Origin of the sequence: Lentzea kristufekii, from assembly GCF_033949925.1 — a bacterium.
GTDB lineage: Bacteria > Actinomycetota > Actinomycetes > Mycobacteriales > Pseudonocardiaceae > Lentzea > Lentzea kristufekii.
Window position 1 is genome coordinate 38,546 of record NZ_JAXAVV010000019.1, and the last position, 17,610, is coordinate 56,155.

At 69.9% G+C, this 17,610-nt stretch carries 19 protein-coding genes; 13 read left to right on the forward strand and 6 right to left on the reverse strand.

Annotated elements, in window-relative coordinates:
• Position 1: 1 nt before the first annotated feature.
• Genes SK571_RS32245 through SK571_RS32270 form a run of 6 tightly spaced genes read left to right on the forward strand, consistent with a single transcriptional unit; the run spans position 2 to position 7,244 of the window.
• Positions 2 to 1,081, forward strand: a complete 1,080-nt coding sequence (locus tag SK571_RS32245) for a terpene synthase family protein (RefSeq protein ID WP_319987871.1) — start codon at positions 2 to 4, stop codon at positions 1,079 to 1,081.
• Between the two features lie 16 nt (positions 1,082 to 1,097).
• A complete protein-coding gene (locus tag SK571_RS32250; RefSeq protein WP_319987872.1) occupies positions 1,098 to 2,138 on the forward strand; it encodes a terpene synthase family protein in 1,041 nt (346 codons plus the stop codon).
• Positions 2,135 to 3,535: a family 2B encapsulin nanocompartment shell protein gene (locus SK571_RS32255; protein WP_319987873.1), complete on the forward strand. Its 1,401-nt coding sequence runs from the start codon at positions 2,135 to 2,137 to the stop codon at positions 3,533 to 3,535. Before SK571_RS32250 ends, SK571_RS32255 begins: the two co-directional genes overlap by 4 nt.
• A gap of 14 nt (positions 3,536 to 3,549) precedes the next feature.
• Positions 3,550 to 4,584 carry a family 2 encapsulin nanocompartment cargo protein polyprenyl transferase gene (locus SK571_RS32260; protein WP_319987874.1) on the forward strand — a complete coding sequence of 345 codons (1,035 nt, stop codon included), beginning with the start codon at positions 3,550 to 3,552 and terminating at the stop codon, positions 4,582 to 4,584.
• Between the two features lie 22 nt (positions 4,585 to 4,606).
• A complete protein-coding gene (gene ispH / locus SK571_RS32265) occupies positions 4,607 to 5,548 on the forward strand; it encodes a 4-hydroxy-3-methylbut-2-enyl diphosphate reductase (protein ID WP_319987875.1) in 942 nt (313 codons plus the stop codon).
• Entirely contained in the window at positions 5,538 to 7,244 is a 1,707-nt protein-coding gene (locus SK571_RS32270) for a 1-deoxy-D-xylulose-5-phosphate synthase (RefSeq protein ID WP_319987876.1), read from the forward strand. The genes ispH and SK571_RS32270 overlap by 11 nt, the downstream gene beginning before the upstream one ends.
• Here SK571_RS32270 and SK571_RS32275 read toward each other — a convergent pair.
• Together SK571_RS32275 and SK571_RS32280 are read right to left on the reverse strand one after the other, a co-directional pair.
• On the reverse strand, positions 7,207 to 8,304 hold the full coding sequence (locus SK571_RS32275) for an acyltransferase family protein (protein WP_319987877.1): 1,098 nt from the start codon (positions 8,302 to 8,304) through the stop codon (positions 7,207 to 7,209). The two genes, SK571_RS32270 and SK571_RS32275, sit on opposite strands and share 38 nt — an antisense overlap.
• A gap of 123 nt (positions 8,305 to 8,427) precedes the next feature.
• Entirely contained in the window at positions 8,428 to 9,549 is a 1,122-nt protein-coding gene (locus SK571_RS32280; RefSeq protein ID WP_319987878.1) for a citrate synthase, read from the reverse strand.
• A 42-nt stretch (positions 9,550 to 9,591) separates the two neighbouring features.
• Between SK571_RS32280 and SK571_RS32285 the strand changes: the two genes are divergently transcribed.
• Positions 9,592 to 10,716: a citrate/2-methylcitrate synthase gene (locus SK571_RS32285; protein ID WP_319987879.1), complete on the forward strand. Its 1,125-nt coding sequence runs from the start codon at positions 9,592 to 9,594 to the stop codon at positions 10,714 to 10,716.
• Here the strand turns inward: SK571_RS32285 and SK571_RS32290 are convergent.
• Positions 10,709 to 10,858: a hypothetical protein gene (locus tag SK571_RS32290; RefSeq protein WP_319987880.1), complete on the reverse strand. Its 150-nt coding sequence runs from the start codon at positions 10,856 to 10,858 to the stop codon at positions 10,709 to 10,711. The genes SK571_RS32285 and SK571_RS32290 overlap by 8 nt on opposite strands.
• A 71-nt stretch (positions 10,859 to 10,929) precedes the next feature.
• On the opposite strand from SK571_RS32290, the gene SK571_RS32295 reads away from it, so the two are divergent.
• Positions 10,930 to 11,874, forward strand: a complete 945-nt coding sequence (locus SK571_RS32295) for a helix-turn-helix domain-containing protein (protein ID WP_319987881.1) — start codon at positions 10,930 to 10,932, stop codon at positions 11,872 to 11,874.
• Here SK571_RS32295 and SK571_RS32300 read toward each other — a convergent pair.
• Complete coding sequence (locus SK571_RS32300; RefSeq protein WP_319987882.1) at positions 11,779 to 12,312, reverse strand: MarR family winged helix-turn-helix transcriptional regulator; 534 nt, start codon at positions 12,310 to 12,312, stop codon at positions 11,779 to 11,781. The two genes, SK571_RS32295 and SK571_RS32300, sit on opposite strands and share 96 nt — an antisense overlap.
• A gap of 94 nt (positions 12,313 to 12,406) precedes the next feature.
• Between SK571_RS32300 and SK571_RS32305 the strand changes: the two genes are divergently transcribed.
• Positions 12,407 to 12,964: a YceI family protein gene (locus SK571_RS32305; RefSeq protein ID WP_319987883.1), complete on the forward strand. Its 558-nt coding sequence runs from the start codon at positions 12,407 to 12,409 to the stop codon at positions 12,962 to 12,964.
• Here SK571_RS32305 and SK571_RS32310 read toward each other — a convergent pair.
• A complete protein-coding gene (locus SK571_RS32310) occupies positions 12,951 to 13,751 on the reverse strand; it encodes a universal stress protein (RefSeq protein ID WP_319987884.1) in 801 nt (266 codons plus the stop codon). The genes SK571_RS32305 and SK571_RS32310 overlap by 14 nt on opposite strands.
• Before the next feature lie 85 nt (positions 13,752 to 13,836).
• On the opposite strand from SK571_RS32310, the gene SK571_RS32315 reads away from it, so the two are divergent.
• The 4 genes from SK571_RS32315 to SK571_RS32330 all read left to right on the forward strand — a co-directional run bounded on the left by SK571_RS32315 (position 13,837) and on the right by SK571_RS32330 (position 16,044).
• On the forward strand, positions 13,837 to 14,490 hold the full coding sequence (locus tag SK571_RS32315; protein WP_319987885.1) for a response regulator transcription factor: 654 nt from the start codon (positions 13,837 to 13,839) through the stop codon (positions 14,488 to 14,490).
• A 63-nt stretch (positions 14,491 to 14,553) separates the two neighbouring features.
• A complete protein-coding gene (locus SK571_RS32320; RefSeq protein ID WP_319987886.1) occupies positions 14,554 to 14,703 on the forward strand; it encodes a hypothetical protein in 150 nt (49 codons plus the stop codon).
• On the forward strand, positions 14,696 to 15,202 hold the full coding sequence (locus SK571_RS32325; protein ID WP_319987887.1) for an RNA polymerase sigma factor: 507 nt from the start codon (positions 14,696 to 14,698) through the stop codon (positions 15,200 to 15,202). The genes SK571_RS32320 and SK571_RS32325 overlap by 8 nt, the downstream gene beginning before the upstream one ends.
• Positions 15,199 to 16,044: a hypothetical protein gene (locus tag SK571_RS32330; protein WP_319987888.1), complete on the forward strand. Its 846-nt coding sequence runs from the start codon at positions 15,199 to 15,201 to the stop codon at positions 16,042 to 16,044. The genes SK571_RS32325 and SK571_RS32330 overlap by 4 nt, the downstream gene beginning before the upstream one ends.
• Here the strand turns inward: SK571_RS32330 and SK571_RS32335 are convergent.
• Positions 16,037 to 17,602 carry a sensor histidine kinase gene (locus tag SK571_RS32335; RefSeq protein WP_319988004.1) on the reverse strand — a complete coding sequence of 522 codons (1,566 nt, stop codon included), beginning with the start codon at positions 17,600 to 17,602 and terminating at the stop codon, positions 16,037 to 16,039. The genes SK571_RS32330 and SK571_RS32335 overlap by 8 nt on opposite strands.
• Positions 17,603 to 17,610 lie beyond the last annotated feature (8 nt).

Sequence of the window (17,610 nt, forward strand, 5' to 3'; positions counted from 1 at the left end):
CTTGGCCTCCTTCACCATGCCGGAGTTCTACGTGCCTCACCCGGCGCGGATGAACCCGCACCTCGAACGCGCCCGCGCCCACTCGACGCAGTGGGCGCGGGACATGGGGATGCTCGGCACCGGGGTGTGGACCGACGAGATCCTCGCGGGCGACGACTACGGGCACATGTGCGCGTGGACCCATCCGGACGCGCCCGCGGAGATCCTCGACCTCATCACGGACTGGTACGTCTGGGTTTTCTACTTCGACGACGAGTTCTTCGCGGAGTTCAAGCAGAGCAAGGACGTGTCGGGGGCGAAGGCGTATCTCGACCGGTTGCCGGCGTTCATGCCCCTCAACGGCACGGACCCGTGGCCGGAGCCTCAGAACCCGACCGAACGCGGTCTCGTCGACCTGTGGCAGCGGACCATTCCGCTGATGTCGCAGGACTGGCGGCGCCGCTTCACCACGAGCACCCACAACCTGCTGCTCGAGTGCATGTGGGAGATCAAGAACATCGAGAGCGGCACGGTCGCCAACCCGATCGAGTACATCGAGATGCGCCGCAAGGTCGGCGGCGCACCGTGGTCGGCGAACCTGGTGGAGGTCTCCGAGGCAGCCGAGGTGCCCGCGTCCGTCGCGGGCACCCGGCCGCTGCGGGTCCTGTCCGACACGTTCTCCGACGCGATCCACCTGCGCAACGACATCTTCTCGTACGAGCGGGAAGTGCTGCGGGAGGGCGAGAACTCCAACGGGGTGCTCGTGTTCGAGAAGTTCTTCGGCCACGACACGCAGACCGCCGTCGAGGCGGTGAACACCCTGCTGACCTCACGGCTGCACCAGTTCGAGAACACGGTCTTCACCGAGCTGCCGCAGCTGTTCGCCGAGAACGCCCTGAGCCCGGAGGACCAGGCCCGCGTGCTCAAGTACGTGAAGGGCCTGCAGGACTGGCAGTCCGGCGGCCACGAGTGGCACCTGCACGCGGGCCGCTACACCAAGGTCGACGGAGGAGCCGGCAACTCGGCGTTCTTCCGCACGGTCCTGCGGGGGCCGACCGGCCTGGGCACCTCCGCGGCGTGGCTGGGGGCGTCCCGTGGTTGAGGTCCCCTCGTTCGACATGCCCTTCTCCGCAAGGCTTTCACCGCACGTCGACCGCGTCCGCCGGCACACCAGGACGTGGGTGCGGGACATGGGCATGCTCGGCGGCGTGCCGTGGACCGAGGCGTTCTACGACGCCGCGGACTACGGCGGCTTCGGCTCGCTGACCCACCCGACAGCCTCCCTGGACGACCTCAAGCACATCAACGACTGGCACACGTGGGGCTTCTACGTGAGCGACGCGTTCCGGGACGGCTTCCTCCGGCCGCGCAACGTCGCGGGCGGCAGGGCGTTCGTGGCGGCGTTGAAGTCGGTGCTGAACGGCTCGGCGCCCTCGCCGAACCCGGCGGAGAGGGGCCTGGCCGACCTGGTCTCGCGGTCCACCCTGGACGACGAGGACCGGGAGCACCTGGCCGAGTTCTTCGACGCGTTGCTGTGGGAGCTCCACAACACGGCACAGGGCCGGGTGCCCGACCCGATCGACCTCGTGGAGATGCGGCGCCGGTCGATCGCCGCGGAACTGTCCGCGAAGCTCGCGCGCAAGTCCGTCGGTGCCGAGCTGCCGGCGGAGTTGTTGCGCAACAGCACGATGCGGGCGCTCGTCGACTCGTTCGGCGACGTTCCCGCGCTGCGCCAGGAGATCGTCGGCTTCGACCACTCCTACGCCACCGGCGGCAGCACGACCAGCGCGGTGCTCGCCGTGCGGCAGTTCTTCGACTGCGACCTCCAGCAGGCCGTCTCGGTCGTGGCCGACCTGATCGCCGCCCGGCTGCGGCAGATCGGCGCGATCATCGGCGAGCTGCCGTCCATCGCCGACGAGTACGGCCTCGACGCGGAGGCCAAGGCCGGGCTGCACCGGTACGTCGAGGCCCTGAAGTCCTGGCTGGCCGGGGAGCTGCTGTGGACGCAGCGCACCGGCAGATATGGCTTCTCCCCGGTTCCCACCCGGAAGTCGTTCCACGCCCCATCAGGCCTCGGCACGCAGTCGCTCTTCGTCAAACCGCAGTGCTCGTTCGCTAGTTCCATCTCAGCACCAACAGATTGGCAGGACTTCCAGTGACTGTTACCGATCCGGGCCTTGGGGTCGAGGGCGGGCAGCTGAGCCTTTCGACGAAGGCCGCCCGCAACCTCTCGTCGACCACCAAGTCCGCACCGCAGATGCAGGGGATCTCACCCCGGTGGCTGCTGCGCATGCTGCCCTGGGTCGAGGCCAAGGGTGGTGCGTTCCGCGTCAACCGCCGGCTCACCTTCGCGATCGGCGACGGCCGGGTCACCTTCACCTCCGTGGGTTCCGAGGTGCGGATCGTGCCGCAGGAGCTGGCGGAGTTCGTGCTGCTGCGCGGGTTCGACGACGAGGCGGCGCTGACCGCCGTCGCGAACCGCTTCGAGCAGCGCGAGTACCTGCCGGGTGAGGTGATCGCGCACCGCGGCGAGTCCGTCGACGAGATCATCGTCATCGCGCACGGCAAGGTCACCAAGACCGGGCTCGGCGAGTACGGCGACGACGTGGCGCTGGGCACGATCGCGGACGGCGAGTACCTCGGCGACGAGCCGGTGCTGTCCGGTTCCGACAAGAACTGGAGCTTCACCGCGCGTGCGCTGACGCCGACGACGGCCGTGGTGCTGACGCGGGCCGCCTTCGCGCAGCTCAACGGTCAGATCGAACCGTTGCGCGAGCACATCGCGCAGCAGCTGGCGAACCCGACGAGCGCGTCGAACAAGCACGGCGAGGCCGAGATCGACATCTCGTCCGGCCACGACGGCGAGCCGACGCTGCCCGGCACGTTCGTCGACTACGAGCTGCGGCCCCGCGAGTACGAGCTCTCGGTGGCGCAGACGATCGTGCGCGTCCACACGCGTGTGGCTGACCTCTACAGCCAGCCGATGGACCAGGTCGAGCACCAGTTGCGGCTGACCATCGAGGCCCTGCGCGAGCGGCAGGAGTCCGAGCTCATCAACAACAAGGAGTTCGGCCTGCTCGCCAACGCCGACCTCAAGCAGCGGGTCAGCACCTCCTCCGGCCCGGTGACGCCGGACGACATGGACGAGCTGATCTCGCGGCGCCGCAACACCAGGCTGATCCTGGCCCACCCCAAGGCGATCGCGGCGTTCGGCCGGCAGCTCAACAACCGCGGCCTGTACGTGCCGACCGTCGAGGTCGAGGGCAAGCAGCTGCAGTCGTGGCGCGGCGTCCCGATCGCGCCTTGCGACAAGATCCCGGTCAACAAGAACGGCACCACGTCGATCATCGCGATGCGGCTCGGCGAGGAGAAGCAGGGCGTCGTCGGCCTGCGCCAGACCGGCCTCCCGGACGAGTACGAGCCCGGCCTGAACGTGCGGTTCATGGGCATCGACGAGCACGCGATGCTCAAGTACCTCGTGTCGACGTACTACTCGGCCGCGGTGCTGGTGCCGGACGCGCTGGGCGTGCTGGAGAACGTGGAGATCGGTCTCTAGAGATGACAGCCGAGATGACCGAACCTCTCGCCGCCGGGCGACCGTCCGGCGAGGTGCTCGCGTGGAGCCGGAGCTTCGTGCTCCCGGCTCTGCGCAAGGCAGTCGACCAGCTGCCGCCGTCGATGCGCACGATCGCGGAGTACCACCACGGGTGGCGCGACGAGTACGGCAACCCGGTGCTGGAGAACGGCGGCAAGGCGATCCGTCCCGCGCTGGTGCTGCTGGCGGCCGAGGCCGTCGGCGGCACCGCCGCCGACGCGGTACCGGCGGCGGTCGCGGTGGAGCTGATCCACAACTTCTCGCTGCTGCACGACGACGTGATGGACCGCGACACGACCCGGCGCCACCGGGCGACGGCGTGGACCGTGTTCGGCGTCAACTCGGCGATCCTGGCCGGTGACGCGCTGCAGGCCCTCGCCGTGGACGTCCTCGCGGGATCAGGACATCCACGTGCGATGGAGGCGATCCGGACGCTGGGTGACGCCACCGTGGCGTTGCTCGAAGGGCAGGCCTACGACCTGGACTTCGAGACCCGGTCCGACGTCGAGGTGTTCGAGGTCGAGCGGATGGCACGCGGCAAGACGGGTGCGCTGCTGGGCGCTTCCACGGCCTTGGGCGCGCTGTACGGCGGCGGGTCCGACGCACAGGTCGAGGCGATGCGCGGGTACGGAACCGAACTGGGCCTCGCGTTCCAGCACGTGGACGACCTGCTCGGCATCTGGGGCGACCCGGCGGTGACGGGCAAGGCCGGGCACTCGGACCTGGTGAACCGCAAGAAGTCGCTGCCCGTCGTGCGTGCCCTGACCGCCGGGGTCCCCGCCTCCGCCGAGCTGGCGTCGTTGTACTTCGGATCGCAGGAGATGAACGCGGAAACGCTTGCGCGGGCCGCACATCTGGTCGACGAGGCGGGTGGACGTGCCTGGAGCCAGACGCAGGCCGACGAACTCCACACCCAGGCGCTGGTTCATCTCGGCGAGGCCTCACCGACCGCGCGTGCAGCAGTGGAACTCGGCACGCTCGCCCAGCTCGTCACCCACCGAGATCACTGAATCACCTTTGGGAAGGCGCTCGATGACGGAACATCCGCCGCGCTCGGTGCTGCTCGCCTCACCCCGGTCGTTCTGCGCCGGGGTGGAGCGTGCCATCGAGATCGTGGAACGACTGCTCGACCAACGCGGCGGCCCCATCTACGTGCGCAAGCAGATCGTGCACAACGTCCACGTCGTGCGCGCGCTGGAAGCCCGGGGCGCCGTGTTCGTGGAGGAGCTGTCCGAGGTGCCTTTCGGTGCCACGGCGGTCTTCTCCGCGCACGGCGTCTCCCCCGCCGTGCGCGCGGAGGCCCAGGCACGGTCGTTGGACGTGCTCGACGCGACGTGCCCCCTGGTGACGAAGGTGCACGCCGAGGCACGGCGCTTCGCCGAACGCGGCGACACCATCGTGCTGATCGGGCACGCCGGGCACGAGGAGGTCGAGGGCACGCTGGGCGAGGCGCCCGGCCAGATGGTGCTGGTGGAGACCGCGGCGGACGTCGAGGCGCTGGAGATCACCGGCCCGGTGTCCTACCTGACGCAGACGACGCTGGCCGTCGACGAGACGGCCGAGGTCATCGAGGCGCTGGAGCGGAAGTTCCCGCAGGTGCGCGGGCCCGGTTCCGACGACATCTGCTACGCCACCACGAATCGGCAGATCGCCATCCGCGAGGTCGCCGCGCGGTCGGACCTGGTGCTGGTGGTGGGGTCGAAGAACTCGTCCAACTCGGTGCGGATGGTCGAGCTCGCGGCACGCGGCGGCACGCCCGCCCACCTGATCGACGACGCCTCGGAGATCGATCCGGCGTGGTTGGACGGAGTGACCTCGGTGGGCCTGTCCGCGGGCGCGTCGGCGCCTCCCGAGCTGGTGGACGAGGTCGTGGCGGCCCTGGAGGCGCTGGGCACCGTCTCGGTGTCGACGCACACGACCGCGACGGAGACGATCGCCTTCACCCTCCCGCTGGCGGTGCGCCGTGCTGGCTGACATCACCTCGCCCGCGGACGTCCGGGCGCTCTCGTCCTCCGAACTCGACTCGCTGGCCGCGGAGATCCGGTCGTTCCTGATCTCCAAGGTGCACCGGACCGGCGGCCACCTCGGCCCGAACCTGGGTGCCGTCGAGCTGACGATCGGGGTGCACCGGGTCTTCGACTCCCCGGTCGACGTGGTGCTGTTCGACACCGGTCACCAGTCGTACGTGCACAAGATGCTGACCGGCCGTTGCTCGGACTTCGACTCGTTGCGGCAGGCCGGCGGCATGTCCGGCTACCCGTCCGCGGCCGAGTCGGCGCACGACGTCATCGAGAACTCACACGCCTCCACCGCACTGTCCTATGCGGACGGTCTGGCCAAGGCGTTCGAACTCGGCGGCGCCGACCGCCGGGTCGTCGCCATCGTCGGTGACGGCGCGCTGACCGGCGGGATGTGCTGGGAGGCGCTGAACAACATCGGCGGCTCGTCGCGCCCGGTCGTGGTGCTGCTCAACGACAACGGCCGCTCCTACGACCCGACGGCGGGCGGCTTCGCCGCGTCGTTGCTGAACGGCTCCGCTCGCGGGCTGTTCGAGGCGCTGGGTCTCGCGTACATCGGCGAGGTCGACGGCCACGACGTGCACGCGGTCGAGAACGCCCTGTGGGAGGCCAAAGCGCTCGGCCGTCCGGTCGTCGTGCACTGCAAGACCGTGAAGGGCAAGGGGTACACCGCCGCCGAGACCGACGAGGCCGACCGCTTGCACGCCGTCGGCGCGTCCGGTGCCGCCGGCGGGCGGACGTGGACCGACGCGTTCTCCGACGAGATCGTGTCCATCGGCGCGGACCGCCCGGACGTCGTCTGCCTGACCGCCGCGATGCTGGAACCGGTGGGGCTGCGGCCCTTCTCCGAGCGCTTCCCGGCGCGCGTCTTCGACGTCGGCATCGCCGAGCAGCACGCCGTGACGTCCGCCGCGGGCATGGCGATGGGCGGCCTGCACCCGGTCGTCGCCGTCTACGCGACGTTCCTGTCCCGCGCCTTCGACCAGCTGCTGATGGACGTGGCCCTGCACCGGCTCCCGGTGACGTTCGTGCTGGACCGAGCCGGCGTGACCGGCCCGGACGGCGCGTCGCACCACGGCATGTGGGACGCCTCGGTGCTGCCCGTGGTCCCCGGCCTGAGGTTGGCCGCCCCACGCGATCCGGCTTCGCTGGCGGCCCTGCTGCGCGAGGCCGTCGAGGTCTCGGACGGTCCCACGGTGGTGCGCTACCCGAAGGCCGCCATCGGCCCGGACGTGCCCGCGATGCGCCGCGTGAGCCACTTCGACGTCCTGCGCGAGGTCCCGGACGCCGAGGTGCTCCTGGTCTCGGTGGGCCCGCTGGCCGGCCCCTGCCTGGCGGCGGCGGAGGAACTCGCCTCGCACGACGTCCGCGTCAACGTCGTGGACCCGCGCTGGACGGCTCCCCTGGACCCGCACCTCGTCAAGTACAGCGGCCGGCACCGCCTGGTCCTCGCCGTGGAGGACACGACGTCCACCGGAGCCCTCGGCGCACGTCTGGGCCAGGCCCTGACCGGTTCCCCGACCTGCGTGGCGACCTTCGCCCTGCCGCCGCGCTTCCTGCCGCACGACTCCCGAGCACGCATCCTGCGCGCGCACGGTCTGGACGCCGCAGGCATCACGACGAGCGTGCTGAAGCGCCTCGGCGTGAAGTGACGTACCAGCCGATCCAGAAGGACAACGCGATCGCCCCCGCACCCACCAGCGGTGCCTTCACCTCCGCGGGAAGGTCCAGTGGGCGCAGGCCGGTCGCGAGCGCGAGCAGGATCGGCCCCTGCACGACGAACGCGACGTAGGCGGACCGCGCCAGCCCCTCCGCGAAGGGCCCCTGGCGCGTCAGCCTCCGCTGCGCCAGCCCGACGAGCCACAGACTCCCCGCCACCACGAGGACTCCCTCGACGACCGCGAGGGCGGCGGCCTGCCACCGCCAGCCGCCGAGGAACGGTTCCGCATTCTCGGCCAGGTCCAGCACTCCCATGAGCGCCGCCGCCACGGGCAGCACGGCGATCGTGCCGATGACGACGTTGCGGGTCATGCGGTAGATCTCGTCCGGCACCCGTTCCGCGAGCTTGCGCCCGCCGATCGCCCCGAGCAGCAACATCCCGAGACACTGCGGCCACCACCACAGGTGCAGGTCCCCGACCTGCCCGCTGCGCGCCGGGAACACCAGCCGCGTCAGGAACGTCGTGCCGGCGACCATCATCGCCATGCCCACCACGGTCCGCGGTGTGATGGCGCGTTCCTTGACGGGTGGCGCCAGCGCGATCGCGATGCTGAAGATCAGCAGAACGCCGACGAACCACAGCGACCCGCTGTCCAGGAACGGCCGCCGGTCCGTGAACGCCTGCCACCACGAGACGTCCCGGCCGGCCCCGTTGTAGGCGATCCACACGAACGTCGGCCAGACGACGACGGCGCTGACCACCCAGGGCGTGCCGAGCCGGACGAGCCGGTCGGCGATGAACCGCCGCCGGCCTTTGCGCTCGATCGAGTCCGGCGTGAAGATCCCGGCCATGAAGTAGAAGGTGCCCATGAAGAACAGGCCGGACGGCCCGACCAACGCCGCCAGCACCGTCTCGACACCGGGGTGGAACGTGACCTCGTTGACCTCGTCGTACGGCCAGCCGCCGATCGCGGCGTAGCCCAGCAGCGCGTGGCCGCCGATGACCCACGCCACCAGGATCACCTTCAGGTTGTCCACTGCGGACAATCTCATGGTTTCGATGGTCCGCTTCCGGGCGCGATCACGCCAGCAGTCAGGAGGGCGGACCCGGGCAACGCACGGCAGGGATGTGCCGGTGGCCGACGCGGTCGCCGGCAGCACCGATCACGCGACCGGCTACGGCCTGTCGCCCGTGTAGACACCCATCGTCCGGAACCGCAGGCCCGGCTCCTTGTACTCCTCCATCGCGTGCGCGATCCATCCCGCGATCCGCGCGATCGAGAAGATGGCCTCCCCCGCCGTCGGCGGCATCGAGAACGTCAGCCCGAACTGCGCCAGCGCCAGGTCCATGTTCGGGAACGTCTTGGGCTGGGTGGCGATCACCTTGTCCGCCACCAGGTCGCCGTGGCCGCGCAGCATCGCGAGGAAGTGGTCGGCGCGCGGGTCGCGGGACTGGTAGATGCGGTGCCCGAAGCCGGGGATCGGCTGGCCCGCCCGCAGGTGCTCCGCGACGGTGCCCATCGGGTCGGCCGCGGCCCGGGTGAGGAAGCGGTGCGCGATCGTCGCGGCGGCGCCGTGCCGCTGGCCCTCCATCGCGCCCAGGCCCGCGGAGACGACGGCGTACGGGTGGGCGTGAGCTGACGCGGCGACTCGGGCGGCCATGGTCGAGATGGCCAGGTCGTGGTCCGCCAGGAGGATCAGGGCGGCGTTGAGCAGGTCGGTCCGCGGGGGTTCCGGGGAGAGGCGGGCCCAGAGCCGGTCGGCGATGTCGGTGCCCGCGGGCCTGCCCAGCAGCGGCAGGGACTCGACGACGTCGGCGATCAGGGCCATGGCCGTGGTGATGGCCCGGTCGAGGTCGAACCTCAGCGGGTCGCCCGCGCTCGCGAGGACCACGGCCACCCGGATCCGGTCGGTCAGGGTGGCGCTCTCCGGGAGGGCCATCCAGATCTCCTGGCCCTCGGGGAACTGCACGCCCTCCGAGTCGACTCCCGTCCACAGCCAGTGCGCGACGTCCTCGAAGCGCTTGGTGCTCGCAAGTTCGGGGACGGAGCGGCCCCGGTAGTGGAGGCTGTCCTTCTCCAGCAAGGAGATGCGGGTGCGGATGCGATCCGTCACAGCGGCCACTGCGCCGCGGGCACCGGTGCGTTGCGCCAGGGCTTCGACCTCGGCGACGTCGAACATGCTCTGGCGGTTGACCTTATTGCTGGTCAGGAGTTTGCGGCTGACGTACGAGTAGACCGTCGCCGGTTTCACGCCGAGTCGGCGGGCTGCTTGATTCGTCGTCAACATTGATTCCATCAACGTTGACTGTACAAGACATGTTGACGGAGCCTTTCATCCATGTTGATTGATGCACCCAAAGGGCTTAAAGACGTCGTCGTCACCACGACCCTGATCGGGGACGTGAACGGTGCCGCGGGCTACTACCACTACCGCGAGCACGACGCGATCGAACTGGCCAGGACCCGGTCGTTCGAGGACGTGTGGTTCCTCTTCGCCGAGGGCCGGCTGCCGGACCGGGACGAAGCCGCTCTCTTCGCCGCGCAGACCGCCGCGTTGCGAGCGCTGCCGGCGACCGTCAGCGAGGTGCTGCCCGCGATCGCGCGGTCGGGCTGCACGGCGCTGGCCGGGCTGCGGACCGCGCTCTCGATGCTGCCGTCGCAGCCGATGTGGGACGCGCCGATGAGCCAGCGGAAGGCGGACGCGCTCAAGGTCAGCGCGATGACGCCGACGATCCTGGCGGCGCTGCACCGGCTCAAGCTCGGACTTGATCCCGTCAACCCCAGGGTTGATCTGTCCACGTCGGCGAACTGGTTGTACATGTTGACTGGACAGGAGCCGTCAACGTGGGCGAGCCGTGCCGTCGAGCAGTACCTGATCGCCACGATCGACCACGGTTTCAACGCCTCGACGTTCACCGCACGCGTGGTCGCGAGCGCGGGAGCGGACGTCGTGTCCGCGGTGACCGCGGCTATCGGCACGTTCTCGGGTCCGCTGCACGGTGGCGCGCCGGACCGGGCGCTGGAGGCGCTCGACCTCATCGGGACGCCGGACAACATCGACGCCTGGGTGCGGGAGCGCATCGAACAGGGCGACCGGATCATGGGTTTCGGGCACGCCGTCTACAAGACGGAGGACCCGCGGGCGCGCCTGCTCAAGGGGATCGCCCAGGAACAGCCGACCCGTCTCACCGAGTTCGCGGTCACCGTCGAGCGCAGGGTCACGGAGCTGCTGGCCGAGCTCAAGCCCGGCCGGCAGCTGTACGCGAACGTGGAGTTCTACGCCGGCGTGCTGATGGAGCAGTGCGGCATCCCGCGCGAGATGTTCACGCCGACGTTCGCGTGCAGCCGGGTGGTCGGATGGTGTGCCAACGCGCTCGAGCAGTCCGAGGACACGAAGATCATCCGTCCGGTCGCCCGCTACACGGGACCCCGGCCGACGATCGCGCACCCCGGGATCAGGTGAGATACCGGAGTTCGTCGTGCACGCGGACGCGGTCGCGGTCGTTGACGTCGGTCGAGCCTGCCAGACCGGCGGTGCGGTCGCGGTGCCGGTCGAGCCAGACGGAGAGGGCGGCTACTGCGAGGACGATCGCTGCAAGAGTCATGTCAGTAAGTTTGCGGTCAGCAATATCCCGCCAACAGTGGCAGATCTGACGCTGCGCGCTAATATCCTGCCATGCTTCGATCGGTGGCGGTTCCTCTCATCGACGGCGTCGCGCCGTTCGAGTTCGGCCTGCTCTGCGAGGTGTTCGGCATCGACCGGACCGAGGAGGGCGTGCCGCTGGTCGACTTCCGGGTGTGCGGGGAGATCCCGAACCAGCCGGTGCCGACGAGCATCCGCGGCGTGAGCATCACGCCGGAGCACGGGTTCGACGCGCTGCAGAGCGTCGACCTCGTCGCACTGCCCGCCGCGCGCGTCCGCGACGAGTACCCGGAGAAGCTGGTCAAGGCGCTCCGCGAGACCGACGCGACGCTGCTCAGCGTGTGCAGCGGGGCGTTCATCCTCGGCGCGGCCGGTCTGCTCGACGACCGGAACTGCACGACGCACTGGCGTGAGGCCGGGCAGTTCCAGGCGCGGTTCCCGAAGGCGCGGCTCGACGCCAGCGTGCTGTTCGTGGACGACGGGAACATCATCACCAGCGCCGGCACGGCGGCGGGCATCGACGCCTGCCTGCACCTGGTCCGGCGCGAACTCGGCACCAAGATCGCCAACACGATCGCGCGCCGGATGGTCGTGGCCCCGCAGCGCGACGGCGGTCAGCGGCAGTTCGTGGAGCTCCCGATCCCGGAGTGCAGCTCGGACAGCCTCGAACCGGTGCTGGAGCAGGTGCTCGACACGATCGCGGACAACCACACGGTGGCGACGATGGCGAAGCTCGCCGTCATGTCCGAACGGACTTTCGCGCGCAGGTTCGCCGCGGAGACCGGCACCACCCCGAACAAGTGGCTGTCACTCCAGCGGGTACTGCACGCGCGCAGGTTGCTCGAAGAGACCGACCTGGACGTCGACACGGTCGCGACCAGATCAGGCTTCGGGACAGCCGCCCTCCTCCGGCACCACTTCCATCGCGTCGTCGGCATCGCACCGAGCGACTACCGCCGCACATTCTCCTGTCGTTAGGCGGGTGAAGATCTTCTCGGAGATCGACCCCAGCGCCTCGACCTCGGCGTCGGTGAGCAGGTCGAACACCAGCTCGTGCACCGTCTCGGCGTGCGCCGGCGCCGCCTCCTCGATCGCGGACCGGCCCTGGTCCGTCAGCACGACGAACGACCCGCGCCCGTCGCTGCTGCAGTTCTCCCTGCGCACCAGGCCGCGCTTCTCCATCCGTGCGACGTGATGTGAGATGCGGCTCTTCTCCCAGTGCAAGGACCGTGCAAGCTCCAACACGCGCACGCGTTCATCAGGCGTGTCGGTGAGCTGCACCAGCACGGCGAAGTCAGCCATCGAGATGTCCGAATCAACCGACATTCGCCTGCTCAGATGCGCATTGAGCTCCCCCTGCATGCGGACGTAGGCACGCCACGCCCGCTGCTGCTCAGGATCCAACCATCGTGTCACCGCTTCAGCATACGGGAATAGTTGACACATCACCCACGTTCCGGCAGGGTGAGTGACGCTTCAACCAAATCGAGCAACCGAAGGACTTGACACCATGACCACCGCCACCAACCTCTCCGAACTGACCGGCGACTACGTCATCGACGCCTCGCACTCCCGCATCGGCTTCGTCGCGCGCCACGCGATGGTCACCAAGGTTCGTGGTGCGTTCAACGAGTTCGACGGCAAGATCTCCATCGACGGTGACAAGCCGGAGAACACCACCGCCTCGGTGAGTCTCAAGGTCGCGAGCATCGACACCCGCAACGCGCAGCGCGACGGCCACCTGGCCACCAACGACTTCCTCGACGCCGAGAACCACCCGGAGATCACGTTCGTCTCGACCTCCGCGAAGCAGGTCGACGAGGACAACTTCGAGATCTCGGGTGACCTCACCATCAAGGGTGTCACGAAGAACATCACCATCCCGTTCGCCTTCGAGGGCGTGGCCGTCGACCCGTACAACCAGACCCGCGTCGGCTTCGAGGGCTCGCACACGATCAACCGCAAGGACTACGGCGTGACCTGGAACGCCCCTCTCGAGACCGGCGGCGTCCTGGTCGGCGAGAAGATCGTGCTCGAGTTCGAGATCTCCGCGATCAAGCAGGCCTGACGACGGCCACCGGGCACGGGGCGTGGTAGATCAGGGCCTGCGAGGTAGACCCGAGCAGCATCCCGGCGAATCCGCCACGCCCCCGCGACCCGACCACGAGCAGCCCGGCCCGTTGCCCGAGCTCCAGCAGCAACGGGATCGGCCGCTCCCCCACCACCAGTTCCACCGCGACGTCCGGGTACTTCTCCAGCCACCCGGACATTCGCGTGTTCAGGGCCGGCGACTGCTCGTCGTCGTGCGCCATCGCCGCGACCAACGGCGTGCCGGACGCCGCCGCCTCCTCGAACCCGAAGCCGATGGCCGGGTCCGATTCGGGCGAGAGGTCGACGCCCACCACCACGGGCCCTTGCCGTTGGTTTCCGCGGACCACCACCACGGGACACTCACCGTGAATCGACAGCGCCACAGCCGTTGAGCCGACCAACGCTCCGGTGAACCCGCCCAGCCCGTGCGACCCCACCACCACCTCTCGTGCGCGTGCAGACTCCGCGAGCAACACGGGCGTGGGATGTTCCATCCGCAGGTCGTGCTCCACGGGCACATCAGGCGCCTCGGCCCGTGCGACGGCAACGGCCTGAGAGAGCCACATCCGCCCTTGGTCGTACATGGCCGACCGCAGGTCACTCGCTGATGAGATGACCTCCGGATACCCGCGCGTCGGCAACGTGTAGGCGTGCACCAGCCGCAACGGCGCACCGTGCAGCGCGCACGCCCTCGCAGCCCACGCCACCGCGGCGAGCGCGGAAGAGGAACCGTCGACTCCGACGACAACGGGAAGTCCGCTCATGATCCCAAAAGTAGGCCCGATCGTCGTAGTGCGCCGCGTGCCTTTAGGCCCTTCGTGTCAGAGTCTTTGGGCTACCGTGGCCTTCATGGCGACGCGTGTTTTCCTCGTCGACGACCACGAGATCGTCCGCCGCGGCATAGCGGACCTGCTCGGCGAGGAGTCCGATCTCGAGGTGGTCGGTGACGCCGCATCGGTGGCGGAGGCCCTGGCCAAGGTGCCGGGCGCGCAGGCCGACGTGGCGGTGCTCGACATCAGGCTCCCCGACGGCAACGGCATCGAGCTGTGCCGTGACCTGCGCAGCCGCATCCCCGGCCTGCAGTGCCTGATGCTGACGAGCTTCGCGGACGACGAGGCCCTGTTCGACGCGATCATGGCAGGCGCCTCCGGCTTCGTGCTGAAGCAGATCCTCGGCGCGGACCTGGTCAACGCCGTCCGCACCGTCGCGGCAGGACAGTCCCTTCTGGACGCCCGTACGACCTCCGCGCTGCTCAACCGGATCCGCCGCGAGCGCGAGGAGGGCGACCCGCTGCGCGTGCTCAGCGAGCAGGAGCGCACGGTGCTCGACCTGATCGGCGAGGGCCTGACCAACCGGCAGATCGCCGAGCGCATGTTCCTCGCCGAGAAGACCGTCAAGAACTACGTCTCGCACCTGCTGGCGAAGCTCGGCATGCAACGCCGCACGCAGGCCGCCGTGTTCGCGTCGCAGTTCCGCAAGGACGGCGACAAGCCCCTGCACTAGTGCGATCGAGTGAACCCAGGCCGGGGAAGTTCACGCCGCGTCGTTGCGGCGCCCCTACTTCCCATGGACCCCACGGTGATCGTGTTGATGGGCGGGCTGGGCACGCAGGTGCTCGCGGTGGTGGCGTTGGCGTTGCGGTTGTCGCACCAGACGAGGCGAATGCGGCGCAGGCAGGAGATCCGGCTGCGCATCACGCGGGACGGCGATGTCTGAAGAGCTGCCGGCGCGGACCGGCCCCGCGAGGACCAGTGCCGCTGACGCGGAGTTCGCCGACTTCTACCGGGCGCACTTCAAACCCCTGACGGCGTTCGTGCTGATGCACGGCGCGACGCTGGCCGAGGCCGCCGACATCGTCCAGGACGCGATGATCGAGGCCTATCGGACGTGGGACCGCATCGACCACCCCAGGGCGTGGGCGTACCGGGTGACGTCGAGGTCCTTCGGCCGCAGGAGGTTCGCGGAGGACCTGGTCGCCGAGCCGCCGGAACCGGCGCCACCGCTGTGCGGCACCGACATCGAGAACTGGGAGCAGCGGCACGACCTGCTCGTCGTGCTGGGTGAGCTGCCCTTGCGGCAGCGTCAGGTCATGGCCTGGGCCCTGTCGGAGTTCCGGCCGGCGGAGATCGCCGGGGAACTGGGCATCACGCCGGAGGCGGTGCGGTCCAGCCTGGTGAAGGCACGCCGGGCGTTGAGCGCGCGAGGTGCGCGATGACCGCCGACCGGTGGATCGACTCGCTGCACACCGCGCTCGACGGCGTGATCGACCTGGAGCGCGGGCTCGCGGACGCGATGCTGTCCCGCGACCACGACACGCTGACGAACCGGCTCGGCGACGCGTTGGATCTCGACGCGGGACTCGCGGAGGTGCTGCGCGAGTCCGCTCCGGGCCCGTTCACGAGTCTGGTCGACCTCGCGGACACTCTCGCCCGCATGCCACCGGCCGAACGGCTCGCCGCGCGGACCTGGCTGCCGGTCGGCCTGATCGCCGAGGCGCTGGTGCTCGCCGGCTTCCTGCCGCGCATCCACCCCGTCTCGGACGAGCTCGGGAAGGCCGGCCGCCTCACCCGCGCCGAGATCGGTGCGGCCGCTCGCCTGGAGGTTCAGGTCCTCCTCCGCGAGATCCCCCGCGCCAACGCCGACATCCGCGTCGTGGCGGAGCGGCTCGTGGACTCGCTGCGGTGGTTGACCGAAGAGAAGCTTCACTGGGCGCGTTACCACGCACGCCATCTCGCCCAGCTCTGCCGCGACAGGCTCTTCTCGGTGCTCACCCGGATCAGCAACGCCCCGGACCTCGCGGAGGGCCACTTCGAGGTCGCCCTCGCTGCCGCGGTCGTCGTGCCGCTGAGCAGGGTGATGGCCGCCCTGACCGGCATGGCCGGCGCCGACCTCACCTCGGCCGACCTCACCTGCATCCCTCTTGCCGGCGTGCGCTGGTCGCCGGAGACGCGCTGGCCGTGGGACTGGCAGGCCTGGATCGCGGAGAACTCGGTCCAGGTCTCCCCCGGCCTCTACGAGGTCCGCGAGGGCGGCACCGGCAGCCGCGTGACTACATGAGCGGGACCCGCCAGACGACACACGCGCCGCCGCCCTCCGGCGTCGTCACCGCCAGCGACCCCCCGAACTTCGACGCGCGGTGCGCCAGGTTGCGCAGGCCGCTGCGCGCAGCCTCGGCAGGGAGGCCGACGCCGTTGTCCTGCACGGTGATCACGACGTCCTCACCGGCGTCGATCAGCACCGTCAGCTCGGTGGCCTCCGCGTGCCGCACGCAGTTCGTGACGGCCTCGCGCACGACGGCCTCGACGTGCTCGGCGAGTTCGGGGGGCACCGAGTTGTCCACGGTGCCGGACATGCGGATGGACGGCTTGAGGTGCGTCGCCTCGGTCAGGCCCGCGACGAGGTCGAGCAGGCGGCGGCGCAGCGAGGTGTTGTCGTTCGAGTGCAGGTCGAAGATGGACGTGCGGATCTCGCGGACCGTCTCGTCGAGCTGCTCGACGGCGGTGCGCAGGCGGGCGGCCACCTCGGGGTCGGTGATGCGGCGCAGGGTGGCCTGCAGGGTGAGGCCGGTGACGAACAGGCGCTGGATGACGTGGTCGTGCAGGTCGCGGGCGATGCGGTCGCGGTCCTCCAGCACGTCGAGCAGGCGTTGCGAGCGTTGCTGCTCGGCGAACTCCAGGGCGACGGCCGCCTGGTCGGCGAACGACGCGAGCATCGGGACCTGGTCGGGCAGGAAGCGGGTCCCGCCGCCCTGGCGCAGCACGACGAGAGCGCCTGTCACGCCCATCTCCGAACGCAGCGGGACGGCCAGGGCCGGGCCGGAGGCCGAGCCGAGGTCGTCCACCAGGAGCGGCACGCCGGAGCGGATCACCTCGTCGACGGCGTGGTCGGCGGCGTCGAAGTCGTCGATCTTCACTCCCGCGCTCGCGGCGACGGAGAGCGGTGTCTGCCGGCCGTCGCCCAGGACGACGAGGGCCGAGTCGGCGCCGGCGAGTTCGACGGTGCGCTGGGTGATGAGGCGCAGCGCGTACTCGCCGGAGGCGCCGCCCAGCAGTTCGGAGTTGACCTCGCCGATCGCCTCCAGCCACCGCTCGCGCATCCGGGAGCGTTCGAACAGGCGGGCGTTCTCGATCGCGATGCCCGCGGCGGCGGCCAGGGCCAGCAGCACGGCCTCGTCGTCGGCGGTGAACTCGGCGGCGTCGATCTTCTCGGTCATGTAGAGGTTGCCGAACACCTCGTCGCGCACGCGCACGGGCACGCCCAGGAAGCTGTGCATCGGCGGGTGGTTGGGCGGGAAACCGACCGACATCTCGTGGCGCGCGAGGTCGCGCAGGCGCAGCGGCGTCGGGTCCTTGATGAGCAGCCCGAGCAGGCCCTTGCCCTCGGGCAGGTGACCCATGGACCGGCGGGTGACCTCGTCCACGCCGACGTGGAGGAACTGCGAGAGGTCGTCGCGGGTGCCGAGCACGCCCAGCGCGCCGTAGCGGGCACCGACCAGGTCCACGGCCGCCTGGACGATGCGCAGCAGTGTCGGCTCGAGTTCCAGACCGGACGCGACGGCGAGCACCGCCCCCAGCAGTTCCTGCATGTGGTCGCGGGTGGTCACGATCTCGTCCATGCGGTCCC